The sequence below is a fragment of the Nocardia goodfellowii genome, assembly GCF_017875645.1.
Classification (GTDB): Bacteria; Actinomycetota; Actinomycetes; order Mycobacteriales; family Mycobacteriaceae; genus Nocardia; species Nocardia goodfellowii.
On sequence record NZ_JAGGMR010000001.1, the window covers coordinates 6,139,000 to 6,150,604 of the forward strand.

At 67.7% G+C, this 11,605-nt stretch carries 11 protein-coding genes; 6 read left to right on the top strand and 5 right to left on the bottom strand.

The window, feature by feature from the left end:
* Window positions 1-3: 3 nt before the first annotated feature.
* Complete coding sequence (locus tag BJ987_RS28390) at window positions 4-1,548, bottom strand: phytoene desaturase family protein (RefSeq protein ID WP_209895927.1); 1,545 nt, start codon at window positions 1,546-1,548, stop codon at window positions 4-6.
* Entirely contained in the window at window positions 1,545-1,712 is a 168-nt protein-coding gene (locus tag BJ987_RS28395; protein WP_209895929.1) for a hypothetical protein, read from the bottom strand. The genes BJ987_RS28390 and BJ987_RS28395 overlap by 4 nt, the downstream gene beginning before the upstream one ends.
* Window positions 1,713-1,830: 118 nt before the next feature.
* Between BJ987_RS28395 and BJ987_RS28400 the strand changes: the two genes are divergently transcribed.
* From BJ987_RS28400 to BJ987_RS28425, 6 genes are all read left to right on the top strand, one after another.
* Complete coding sequence (locus tag BJ987_RS28400) at window positions 1,831-2,319, top strand: hypothetical protein (RefSeq protein ID WP_209895931.1); 489 nt, start codon at window positions 1,831-1,833, stop codon at window positions 2,317-2,319.
* Window positions 2,319-3,698, top strand: a complete 1,380-nt coding sequence (locus BJ987_RS28405; RefSeq protein ID WP_209895933.1) for a hypothetical protein — start codon at window positions 2,319-2,321, stop codon at window positions 3,696-3,698. The genes BJ987_RS28400 and BJ987_RS28405 overlap by 1 nt, the downstream gene beginning before the upstream one ends.
* Window positions 3,695-5,041 (top strand): vWA domain-containing protein, encoded by a 1,347-nt coding sequence (locus tag BJ987_RS28410; RefSeq protein ID WP_209895935.1) that lies wholly within the window; start codon window positions 3,695-3,697, stop codon window positions 5,039-5,041. The genes BJ987_RS28405 and BJ987_RS28410 overlap by 4 nt, the downstream gene beginning before the upstream one ends.
* Before the next feature lie 12 nt (window positions 5,042-5,053).
* On the top strand, window positions 5,054-6,166 hold the full coding sequence (locus BJ987_RS28415) for an ATP-binding protein (protein ID WP_209895937.1): 1,113 nt from the start codon (window positions 5,054-5,056) through the stop codon (window positions 6,164-6,166).
* Window positions 6,163-8,934: a DUF5682 family protein gene (locus tag BJ987_RS28420; RefSeq protein ID WP_209895939.1), complete on the top strand. Its 2,772-nt coding sequence runs from the start codon at window positions 6,163-6,165 to the stop codon at window positions 8,932-8,934. Before BJ987_RS28415 ends, BJ987_RS28420 begins: the two co-directional genes overlap by 4 nt.
* A gap of 127 nt (window positions 8,935-9,061) precedes the next feature.
* Window positions 9,062-9,736 (top strand): SanA/YdcF family protein, encoded by a 675-nt coding sequence (locus BJ987_RS28425; RefSeq protein WP_245367573.1) that lies wholly within the window; start codon window positions 9,062-9,064, stop codon window positions 9,734-9,736.
* 5 nt (window positions 9,737-9,741) lie between these two features.
* Here the strand turns inward: BJ987_RS28425 and BJ987_RS28430 are convergent, their stop codons facing one another.
* From BJ987_RS28430 to fabG, 3 genes are all read right to left on the bottom strand, one after another.
* Entirely contained in the window at window positions 9,742-10,167 is a 426-nt protein-coding gene (locus tag BJ987_RS28430; RefSeq protein WP_209895942.1) for a hypothetical protein, read from the bottom strand.
* A gap of 186 nt (window positions 10,168-10,353) precedes the next feature.
* The gene (locus BJ987_RS28435; protein ID WP_209895944.1) at window positions 10,354-10,806 is read right to left on the bottom strand and encodes a MaoC family dehydratase; all 453 of its coding nucleotides are present in this window, start codon (window positions 10,804-10,806) and stop codon (window positions 10,354-10,356) included.
* Between the two features lie 4 nt (window positions 10,807-10,810).
* Window positions 10,811-11,560 carry a 3-oxoacyl-ACP reductase FabG gene (gene fabG, locus BJ987_RS28440; RefSeq protein ID WP_209895946.1) on the bottom strand — a complete coding sequence of 250 codons (750 nt, stop codon included), beginning with the start codon at window positions 11,558-11,560 and terminating at the stop codon, window positions 10,811-10,813.
* Window positions 11,561-11,605 lie beyond the last annotated feature (45 nt).

An 11,605-nucleotide genomic window follows, 5' to 3' on the forward strand; every position in this document is an offset into this window, starting at 1 on the left:
GGACTAGGACTCCAGCACAGCCATGGCGGCATTGTGACCGCCGATTCCGCTGACGCCGCCGCCGCGCACCGCGCCCGCGCCACAGAGGAAGACGGTCTTCCGGCCGGTCCCGACGCCCCAGCGAGCGGCGGGATCGGAGGGATCTTCCGCGGCGTAGGGGAAGGCGAGATCACGGTGGAAGATGTGGCCGCCAGGCAGGCCGATATCGCGTTCCAGATCGACCGGCGATTTGGCTTCCAGACAGGGTTTGCCGGTGGCATCGACGGCCAGGCAGTCGGCGATGGGTTCGGCCAGGACCGTATCCAGTTGCGCCAGAGTTGCTTTCACCAGCTCGGCCTTGTTCGCGGCCGGGTCGGTGCCGAACAGCCGGGCCGGGGTGTGCAAGCCGAACAGGGTGAGGGTGTGCAGGCCCGCGGCGGCCGCATCCGGGGACAGGATGGTGGGGTCGGTCAGTGTGTGGCAATAGATTTCCGACGGCGGGGCCGCGGGCATCCGGCCGGCGGCCGCGTCCCGGTAGGCCCGCTCCAGTTGGGTGTAGGACTCGGCGATGTGGAATGTTCCGGCGAAGGCGTCACGCGGGTCTACCGCGGGATCGCGCAGGCGGGGCAGTCGACGCAGCACCATGTTCACTTTCAATTGCGCGCCTTCGGGTTTCGCGGGCTCCGGCTCGCCGAGCAGGCGACTCAGTTCATACGGGGAGGCGTTCACCAGAACATGACCGGCTCCGGTGACGCCGTGTTCATGGCGCACTTCGGTTGCGCTGCCGTCGGTTTCGATCGCGGTGACAGCACAGCCGGTGACGATGTCGGCCCCCGCCGTACGGGCGGCCGTGGCCAGCGCGTCGGTGAGCGCGCCCATTCCGCCGATCGGCACATCCCAGTCGCCCGTGCCGCCGCCGATGATGTGGTACAGGAAGCAGCGGTTCTGCAGCAGGGCCGGATCGTGGGCATGGGTGAAGGTGCCGATCAGCGCGTCGGTGAGCACGATGCCGCGCACGGTGTCGTCGGCGAAGGTCGACTCGATGGTTTCCCCGAGCGGCCGTTCGAAGATCGCCTCCCACATGGCCTGGTCGTCGATGAGATCGGCCAGTTCGGCGCGCGTGGGCAGCGGCTGGGTCAAGGTCGGGAAGACCCGCTCCGCCAAACGGCCGGTGCGGGAGTAGAAGCTTTGCCAGGCTTGATAATCCCGGTCCGAGCCGGTGAGCCGGACGAAGCTGTCCCGGGTGCGCTCGGCGGAGCCGGTGTCGACCAGCAAGCCACCCGGGCCGACCGGCGTGTAGGAGGAGATCCGCCGCCTGCGCACCTCGAAGCGCAGGCCCAGGTCCCGAATGATCTGGGGCGGAAGCAGACTCACCAGATACGAGTATCGCGAGACCCGGGCGTCGATGCCGGGGAACATTCGCGCCGAGACGGCCGCGCCGCCGGTGCCCGGCTCCTTTTCCAGGATCAGCACCGATCGTCCGGCCTGAGCCAGATAGGCGGCGGCGACGAGGCCGTTGTGGCCGCCGCCGACGATCACGACATCGTAGGAGGAGCGCGTCGGGGTCATCCGTCCTCGATAGCACGCCGGGCGAGCAGGAGGTTGCCGACGCGCAGTAGTTGCCCGAAGTTCTCCAGTATCGGCGCACCGGCTCGTCGCGTGCCGGTGTTCGTTGTTACCCGGCGGGGCGCACGCAGCCCGGCCGCGCGGACCGTACCAGCAACCTCCGACAACTCGAATCCCCCTGTCGGACAGGAGAAAAGAGCAGATAGGTCGACGTTTCCGCGCCCCGAAACTTGTCGGTGCCTTCGCGTAGATTCAGCACCATGACAAGCAACGGGAGGGAAGGCGATGGACACCACTGAGTGGGAGCGAGCGTCGGTGGTGCGGGTGTTGCCCACCGTCGCACCCCGGAAGCTGGCGAAGGTCCCCTTCGTCGAAATGGCCGACGGCCGACTGCAGGGCGTGGTATCGAGCGGCTCCGATATCGCACGGGTCTACGTGTCCTCGGTGACGGCCCAGACGCACGGGCTCAGCTGCAGCACCAATAACAATCGCCCCTGCGGCGGCCTGAACGGCGGGTGGCAGTGCAAGCACATCGACGCGCTGATCACCGAGGCGGTCCTGCAGTACGGGGTGGCGCGGGTGGCCGGGTTCCTGCGGGTCGAGGCCACGACCGCCCGGGAGCTCGCCGCGGCGGTACACGGCACTCGCGAGCCGGCTCCGGCGGCCGCGGTCTTCAGCCGGTTCCTCCGGCACCTCGCCTATCTGGAACTGCCCGGTAGTTCCGCGCCCCTTCCGGAAATGCAGTGGTTCCCGGCCACGGGGGTGCAGCGCTGATGCTCGCGACACAACTGGCCCACCTGCTGGACGAACCGGCGGGCATCGCCGAGGTGCTCGAGGTGATCGCCGGATTCGACGATGCCCTGGTGCACGGGTTCGCCCGTATCGGCGACGAGCAGGCCGCCGCGCTGGCCGCGCTGGCCGGGGCGGTGGCAGGTTCGCCGCTGGCCGGGCCCGTCGCCGCTGCCGTCGCCGAGCTGAGTACGGGCTCGATCGGTCCGGAGAAGCTCGCGGCGCTCGCCGCGGCCCGCGCGGCGCTGCTCGGCGCGGTGCACGATGCGCTCGCCGGACAATTCGATACCACGCTCGGGCGTCCGAGATCCGAATGGGCACAAGCCGATTCGTCTACCGTCGCGCCGGGCAACCTGGTGGCGGGCTGCCGGTCCTGGCTCCAGGAGCTGGCGATCAGCGGCTGGCGCGGCGTCGACCACGATCTGGTCGCGGCGGTCGACCAGACGGTCGAGGCCCTGTGGGGCGACCCCGCGCTACGACGACTCGCGGTGCTGCTGGACGGATTCGCCGCCGAGCTGAGCGCGTCCTGTCCGGTCGCGACGATGGATCGGGTGCCGGTCAAACGCTGGGCCGATCTGTGGGCACGGGCGCTGCTGCTCTCCTGGCGCGGCGACGAAACAAGAGCCGCCGCCACGATTTCCGGCCGATTGCTGATCCTCGGCGTAGACGTGCACGAGCACGGCACCGCCGTCCAGGCACAGGTCTACGGCGTGCTGGAAGGCTCGGACGGCGTCAACCGCCGGGTACGGGTCAGCGTCTCCGCCGCCAAGGTCGACACCATTGTCGGCCCGGCGGTCTGGCAGGTGCTCGGCGCGCATCCCCAGTTGCTGAAGGCACTCGCCGACCATCGCAGCCTGGATGTCACCGATCTGCCGCTCACCGCGAACGGCGATCTGCTCTGGCACGACGATCGAGCCGGGCTCGGCAGCCCGGCAGATCCGTTCGCCACCGCCCGCATCCAGCTGGCGACCGCCACGGGCCCGGCCGTGCCCCCACTCGACCGAGATCCGGTGCATCTGGCCGAACCGGTCCTGCTGGAGGGCTATCGCGTCAAGGAGGGAGCGCTCGAACTCGACGGTCATCGGCTCGTGCTCGAGCTGGACCGGCTACCCGGCTGCGGCCCGCTCACCCCGAGTTCGCTCACCGGCTCGGCGGCCTGCCTCGGCTTGCTCCGCTGGGACGCCGGCCAGTGGACGTTGCGGCCGCTCGCGGTGCAGAAGAAGGTCAAGAACGTGGTCACCGAGATACACGGCGGTGATTGGGCGTGCGGGCCCACCGACCCCAAAGTCGTGAAGGCACTGGCGAAATCGGGTGATTCCGTCGCGGTGCTGCGGGAACGAGCGGGACGGCTGCTGCGCAAATGACCGAGACCTACGAGACCCAACGACAGCTCCTCTACTGGCGCCTGCTCGCGGGCATCTTCGACAGCGAACCGCAGCCGGCCCTGGAATCCGCCAGTGTCGCCATCGTGGACGACCACGGGCTCCCGGCGGCACTGCTCGATCCCGGCGTCTCGATCGACACCGTGGTACAGCGATTCCCGGAACTCGAGGCGGAATTCGAAGCCTTGGGGGCCGCCGTCCGCGACGCCGACGAGCACACGGACGGAGCCGCCGACGCCGAACCGCACGCGGTCGAGAGCGCCGATTCGGCTGAACCCGTTGACACGCAGCAGGTTCGAAGCGCGGCCCTGGTGTCGAAGCTGTTGCTCAACGTCTTCGCCACGGGTTCGGGCAACGTCAGCGCCACCCAGCTGGCCGGCTGGCAGCGCGACGCACAGTGGCTGCGCCGGACGCTCGGCGCCGAATGTGATGGCGGAATGCGTGCCGTGCTGGCGGATTTGGAGGGCGACCTGGTCTCCCGGATGCGGCTGCGCGAGGTCCTGGCCGATCCCAGCCTGGCCGCACAGCTCACCCCGAGCATGTCGCTGATCGAGCAACTGCTCCGGGACAAGTCGAACCTGTCCGGTGTGGCACTCGCCAACGCCAAGGCTCTGATTCGCCGATTCGTGGATCAGGTCGCCGAGGTGCTGCGCACCCAGGTGCAGCAGACCAGCGCCGGCACGCTGGATCGTTCGGTGCCGCCGAAACGCATCCTGCGCAACCTCGACATCGACCGCACCATCTGGAAGAACCTGCCGAACTGGAACCCGAAAGACGAACGGCTCTATGTCGACCGGCTGTTCTATCGGCAGACCGCCAAGCGCACCACCCCCGCGCGCATGATCGTGGTGGTGGACCAATCCGGCTCGATGACCGACTCCATGGTGAACTGCACCATTCTGGCCTCCATTTTCGCCGGGCTGCCCAAAGTGGATGTGCACCTCATCGCCTACGACACCCGCGCCATCGACCTAACCCCCTGGGTGCACGATCCGTTCGAGGTGCTGCTGCGCACCAATCTCGGCGGCGGCAACGACGGCCCGGTCGCCATGGCCATGGCCATGCCCAAGATCGCCGACCCGAAAAACACGGTGCTGGTGTGGATCTCGGATTTCTACGAATTCGACCGCTCGCAGCCGCTGTTCGAATCCATGCAGGCGGTGCACCGCAACGGGGTGAAGTTCATCCCCGTCGGCTCGGTCAACAGCTCCGGCCACCAGAGCGTGAATCCGTGGTTCCGGGAGCGCTTCAAGACCATGGGAACCCCGGTCATTTCGGGTCGCATCCAGAAACTCGTCCACGAACTCAAGAACTTCCTCGACTAGGAGATTGCCGATATGTCCGACACCTTGCGCGCCCCGGCCGAAGTCAAGTACGCCGAAGAACTGGCCTGGCTGGAATCGATCGACGACGGCCCCAAGCCGTTCGCGTGGCGACTGAGCCCGAAGATGGTCCGGCTGTTCGTTCTCGGATCCGAGCGCGCCGACGGACTGGACCGTCAGATCGATCAGAAGTGGTTCGGTGACCGCAGTTTCGTCGAACGCAGCATCGTCACCCTGGCCTCGGACCGCGGTTTGCTGCTGATCGGCGACCCCGGCACCGGTAAGAGCTGGCTGGCCGAACTGCTCTCCGCGGCGATCAGCCGCAACTCCACCCTGGTCGTACAGGGCACCGCGGGCACCACCGAGGATCACATCAAGTACTCGTGGAACATCTCCATGGTCATCGCCAAGGGCCAGTCCCGGGAGTCGATGATCCCCTCGCCCATCATGACCGCGATGGAGCAGGGCGCGATCGGACGCTTCGAGGAACTCACCCGCTCCACCAGCGATGTGCAGGACGCGCTGATCTCCATCCTGTCCGAGAAATACGTCTCCATTCCCGAACTCGACGACGACAACATCGTTTTCGCCAAACCCGGCTTCTCCATCATCGCCACCGCCAACAGCCGGGACCGCGGTGTCAACGACCTGTCCTCGGCACTCAAGCGGCGCTTCAACTTCGTCCGCATTCCGGTCGTGACGAACAAGCGCAGCGAAGCGGAGATCGTGCGGTTCCGCACCGCCGAGCTGCTGCGCCGGCACCAGATCGAATTGGAGGTACCGCCCACGCTGCTCGACATCCTGCTGGACTCGTTCGCCGATCTGCGGGCGGCGGCCGCGGCCGCGTCCAGCGACGACGAAAAACTGGAGTCGGCGCTGTCGACAGCCGAGCAGATCGGCGTCCTCGAGGACGCGATTCTGCACAGCCAATTCTTCGGCGACAGCACCCTGCGGGCCAACACACTGGCGAGTTCACTGGTCGGCTCGCTGGCTCGCCGGGCCCCGGAAGATCTGGCCATCCTCAACAAGTTCTGGCACGGCGTAGTCGAGCCACGCTCCAAGAACGGCGGCGGTGACTGGTCGCAGTTCCTGGAGGGCGGCCGCGACGCGATCGCGAGGTTGTCGTGAGCGTGGAAATCCTGGCACCGTTCGCCGCGCTGCGTGACCAGCTCACCACCGCCGCCACGCAATTCGCCGACGCGCCGGACGCCGTCACCGACATCCTCACCGGCATCGTCGACGATGTCGACCGCGCGTTGCGGGAGGAGCTGGAGATCTTCCCGGTGTGTCATCACTCGCCCGCTTCGGCGCTGGCGATGGCGCGCCGCCTGCACGAGAAACGGCCCAGCGTAATCTATTTGGAGCTGTGCGAGGATCTGCGCCCGATTCTGGACGAACTGCGCAACTGCAAACTGCCGGTCGCGGTGCAGGCGTGGGCCGGTGCGGTAGACGGATTCCCGAAAGAGTGGGCCCCGCTGTCGGTGGTCGCGCCGATCACCGAGGCGTCCGCCGAGTACCAGGCCATCGCCTACGCCCTGGACACGCCCGGTGTCGAGCTGGTGCTGGTCGACCGCTCCACCGATCACGTCTTCCAATGGACGCCCGCCGAGCCGGCCGAAGCCGCCACGCCACCCGACAGCGCGGAAGCCGCGCTGCACGGTGACGCCGTCGGCATCGAAATCGGTGATATGCGACCACATTTCGCCGAACTGGAGCAGCATCTGCTGCACCACGGCAAGGTCCGGCACTGGTCGGAATGGTGGGATCAGTACGTCGAACAGCCCTTGGCGGGCGCGGACTACGACACCTACCGCCAGGTCATGGTGTTGATCGGCAGCCTGTTCCGGCGGCTGCGGCGCACCGACCTGGACCGGGACGAGGATCGGGAACGCTATATGTGGACCCGGATGCGCGAGCATCTCACCGAGTCCGGCGCCGATCCGGCGAGCTGCCTCTACATCTGCGGCGCGTTCCACGCCGCCAGTCGTGTCGAACAATTCGGCCTGGCCGCGCAGGCGCCCTACGAGATCACACCACGTTCGGCGACCGCCTGGCAGTACGGATTGATCCCGTCCAGCCATTCCGCGATCGAAGCACAATTCGGACTGGCCTCCGGTTCGGTCTCGATCGCCGCCGCTACCTGGTCGAAAGGCTTGCGGCGCAACGGAATCAAGCCGTTTCAGCTGAACGGTCAGTCCGCGAAGCCCAGCACCCGGCGCGGCAAGGTGCGGCCGCTGCCCGCACCGGCGGTCCCGGCGGCCGACAAACTCACCGGCTTTCTGTCCAGCCCGCCGCGGCTGGACACCCTCGATGAAGCCGAACTCCTGGAATGGTCGGTCGACATCGTCCGGCTGGCCCGGCGCAACGGCTATCTGGCCTCCACGGCCGACGCCATCGCCGTCTTCGAGACCTCGATCCTGTTGGCGGGCATGCGCAACCGCGCCCGCCCTACGCCGTACGACTTCCAGGACGCGGCGGTCACCTGCATCGAGAAGGATCACACGCCCGGCCGTCGCGACGTGCGGCGGCTCTGCGAAATCCTGCTCGGCGGCGACCGGATCGGTCAGGTCGGCTATGCCGCGCTGCCGCCGCTGGCCCAGGATGTCCTCGATCGGCTCGAGCCGCTGGGTCTGGATCTGAGTAAGCGGACCGTGCAGCGCTGCCTGCTCGATCTGCAAACCGACAAGCATCTGCGGCCGTGCTCGGATCTGCTGTGGATTCTGCGCCGGCTCATGCCCGCCGAGGCGGTCCGGCCCATCATGGGTGCCCGTGCGCTGGGCGAACGCTCGATCCAGGAATCCTGGGATCTGGCGATCGGCAAACATCAGCGCGCCCTGGTCCAGATCGGCTATGAGGGCGTCACCCTGGAACAGGTGCTGGAACAACGCCTGCGCCGCGCGGTCAACGATCCGGACGCCACCGCGGCGGTAGCCCTCGCCGCCGTCGAGGACGCGCTGCTGTACCTGGGTTCCGCCCGCCTGGCCGACGAACTCGGTGCCCGTGCGGTGGAACTGCTCGCCGCCGAACGGTCGGTCGACGACGCACCGGAGGTGCTGCGGCGAATCAGGCTGCTACTCAACTATTTCCGTTCCACCGAGGCCGGGCTGCCGGACTGGTGCGGAAAATTCGTGACGGCCGGCTACGCCCATTACTGCACCCTGCTCCCCACGGCTTTCTCCGATGAGGACACCGGCGTCCGCCCGGTCGCGGCCATGCTCGGCTTCCTGTTCGGCATGGAGAATCTGGCCTTGTCGCTGGGCTGCGACCACACCCAGCTCGAACTGGCCGTCTTGCAATCGCATCCGGAGGCTCCCGCCAAGGTGGCCCTGCTGTGGGCCACCCGCTATCAACTCGGCCTGCTCACGCTGCCGGAACTTCGCGCCCGCTGCGACGACATGCTGGCCAATCCCCTCGTCGTTCCGGCCTTCCCGCACTACCTCAGCGGCTTCATCCAGGCCATGGATCCGGTTCCCACCTTGAAGCCCTTCATCGTGGAGGTGCTGTCGAAAGCATTCGGCCGGCTCCCCGACTCGGTGCTGCTGCCTTGGCTGCCCACACTCATCACCACGCTGAAAGATCAAGCGGCCGAGCTCATCCCGTCACTCACCCGGGAAGCCGGACGTACCTTCCCGGGTACCCTGTCCGCGCTCGAATCGTGGGTTCCGCCGTGGATCGCCCGTCCCGAACCGATCATCGCGCTCGCGCCGACGCCGGGCGGTCCGGCCACCGACCTGCTCGGCTCCTACCCCGCGACCTGCGACGCCCTCGCCGAAATGCTGGGTTACGAAGGAACATGGCAGGCCGCGGGAACCACCACGAACCAGGCGGTGACCGCGCTGCTGGACAGCTACCCCGCCACAGCCACCGCGCTGGCGGCCCTCGTCCCGCACACCTGACCAGGACCCGATATCCGAACGCCTGCGGCATGATTCGCCGCGGGCCTTCGGCCGTCGTTCCACCAGAGGTCTACCTTTCCGCCACGAAATCCGCACAACATTCCGGCACTATGGCGCCGTGGGGATCATGGGATTCAAGCCGCGGCGGCGAACGGTGCTGCGATGGTCGGCAGCCGTTGTCTTGATCGGCGCACTGGCTGTATCGGCCTCCGTCGGCTGGGTCAGGTATCAGGCGAGCGGCCGTGAATACGCGGCCGATGCGGTGCCGGCGACCGACGTGGCGATCGTTTTCGGGGCGCAGGTCTACGACGACGGGCAGCCCTCGCCGTACCTGGCGGCGCGGCTGGACATCGGGCGTCAGCTGCTCGAGTCCGGGAAGGTGCGGGCTCTGCTGCTGACCGGGGACAACGGCCGGCGTACCTACGACGAGCCCGAGGCCATGCGTAGATATCTGGTGGGCAAAGGTGTCCCGGCGGCCAAGATCGCTTTGGATTACGCGGGATTCGATACGTATCAGTCCTGTGTCCGGGCCAACAAGATCTTCGGGGTGCGACAGGCCATTGTCGTGACCCAGGATTTCAGCGTGCCGCGGACCGTGGCGCTGTGCCGGTCGGCCGGCATCGAAACCGCCGCCGTGGCCGATCACAGCCAGCCGCACGAAGGGGTGTGGATCAAGTGCTGGGTGCGCGATCAGATCGCCGCCATCAAGGCGGTGTGGGAGATGGCCACCGAGCCGGACCCCAAGTTCCTGGGCAATGTGGAAACCTCGGTGCGGGACGCCATTGCGTCGAGCCCGCGGTAGCGGTTTCAGCCGCCGTTGACGATGCAGCTGTAGCCGATGTGCGTACCGACGCCGACCCGGAGAGCGATGGTGGCGGTAACGCGGTCGTCGGGGGCCTGTACGGCGCTGAGCGTGTGTGGGCCCGGTGTCGCCGGGACCCATTTCAGAATGGCGACGCCGCCGGACGGTTGGATCGTCGCGAGCGGAATCCCGTTGTCGTAGAAGTAGACCGGAGCCACCGGATCGGTGACGAATGCCTGGACGGTGTGGGTGCAGCCGGTGCCGTAATTGGTCGCCGAGCCGACGTTCGTATCGGCGAAAACGCCGATCCGGGTGACGGTGGCGCCCGCGGTGGGCGGACCGAGCAGCGCGGCCGCGGCGCAGGCGGCGGCGACCACGCCGAGACGGACGGACAATCGGGCGGCTGTCGGTTCGGTGATCCGGTCACTCATGTGGAGTCCCTCGTCGCACGGTGCCGGCGCACGTCGATGGAACTGCGTCGGCCGGTCCAGTGCGCTGATGGTATCGGCTGCACCCGCCCGGCAACCGCTGATTACGCCAGCGCGTCAGGTAAGGACCGCGTCAGGTAAGGACAACGCCCCGTCGTCCCGGCCGCGACCGGGACGACGGGAGTTGGCTCAATCCACGAGGACCGCGATCGGCTCCGCGACACAGGCCGGTTTCGCGCCGCCCTCGATCTCGATGGTGACCCGGGTCGAGACCTGGGCGCCCGCGGGCTTGCGATCCACCGCCAGCAATTCGACCCCGGCTCGAACCCGGCTGCCGACCGGAACCGCGGCCGGAAAACGGACCTTGTTGGAGCCGTAGTTGATTCCCATCTGCAGCCCGTCGACCCGATAGACCTCGGACGCCAGCATCGGCAGCAGCGACAGGGTCAGGTATCCGTGCGCGATGGTCGTCCCGTACGGGCCCGCCGCCGCCCGGACCGGGTCGAGGTGGATCCACTGGTGATCACCGGTCGCCTCGGCGAACTGGTTCACCTGTTCCTGGGTGATGGTGTGCCATTCGCTGTAGCCGAGGTGCGTGCCTGCCGCCTGCTCGAGCTCGGCGGTGCCGTTGAAGATTCGCATGGCGTCAGCAGGTCGGTCCGCCGGCGACGTAGATGACCTGGCCGGAGACGAACCCGGCTGCCTCACCCACGAAGAACGACACGGTGTTGGCGATGTCCTCGGGCTGGCCCACGCGCTGCACCGGGATCTGGGTGGCGGCCGCCGCGATGAACTGGTCGAACGGCACGCCCACGCGCTCGGCGGTGGCCGCGGTCATATCGGTCTGGATGAAACCGGGCGCGATGGCGTTCACGGTGACACCGAACTTGCCGAGCTCGATCGCCAGGGTCTTGGTGAAGCCCTGCAGACCCGCCTTCGCCGCGGAGTAGTTGGCCTGACCGCGGTTGCCCAGCGCCGAGGTGCTCGACAGGTTGACGATGCGGCCCCACTTCGCCTCGGTCATGTACTTCTGGGTCGCGCGGCTCATCAGGAACGACCCGCGCAGGTGCACGTTCAGCACCGAATCCCAATCCGACACCGACATCTTGAACAGCAGGTTGTCGCGCAGGATGCCCGCGTTGTTCACCAGCACGGTCGGCGCGCCGAGCTCGTCGGCGACCCGCTGCACCGCCGCCTCGACCGACTGCTCGTCGGAGACGTCCACCCCGACCGCGAGGGCCTTACCGCCGGCGGCTTCGATCTCGGAGACGACGGTCTTGCAGGCGGATTCGTCGAGATCCAGGATGGCGACCGCGAGACCGTCCGCGGCGAGCCGGCGGGCGGTGGCCGCGCCGATACCTCGGGCTGATCCGGTGACAATGGCTGTGCGGGTCATGGAGACTCCTGACGTGAGTGGTCGACGTTCGAGACATACGTTACG

Bases quoted from the DNA above. Each gene is read 5' to 3' on its own strand.
- BJ987_RS28410 (WP_209895935.1), top strand. From the start codon at position 3,695: ATGACCGAGACCTACGAGACCCAACGACAGCTCCTCTACTGGCGCCTG.
- fabG (WP_209895946.1), bottom strand. From the start codon at position 11,560: ATGACCCGCACAGCCATTGTCACCGGATCAGCCCGAGGTATCGGCGCG.
- BJ987_RS28430 (WP_209895942.1), bottom strand. From the start codon at position 10,167: ATGAGTGACCGGATCACCGAACCGACAGCCGCCCGATTGTCCGTCCGT.
- BJ987_RS28400 (WP_209895931.1), top strand. From the start codon at position 1,831: ATGGACACCACTGAGTGGGAGCGAGCGTCGGTGGTGCGGGTGTTGCCC.
- BJ987_RS28405 (WP_209895933.1), top strand. From the start codon at position 2,319: ATGCTCGCGACACAACTGGCCCACCTGCTGGACGAACCGGCGGGCATC.
- BJ987_RS28435 (WP_209895944.1), bottom strand. From the start codon at position 10,806: ATGCGAATCTTCAACGGCACCGCCGAGCTCGAGCAGGCGGCAGGCACG.
- BJ987_RS28390 (WP_209895927.1), bottom strand. From the start codon at position 1,548: ATGACCCCGACGCGCTCCTCCTACGATGTCGTGATCGTCGGCGGCGGC.
- BJ987_RS28415 (WP_209895937.1), top strand. From the start codon at position 5,054: ATGTCCGACACCTTGCGCGCCCCGGCCGAAGTCAAGTACGCCGAAGAA.
- BJ987_RS28425 (WP_245367573.1), top strand. From the start codon at position 9,062: ATGGGATTCAAGCCGCGGCGGCGAACGGTGCTGCGATGGTCGGCAGCC.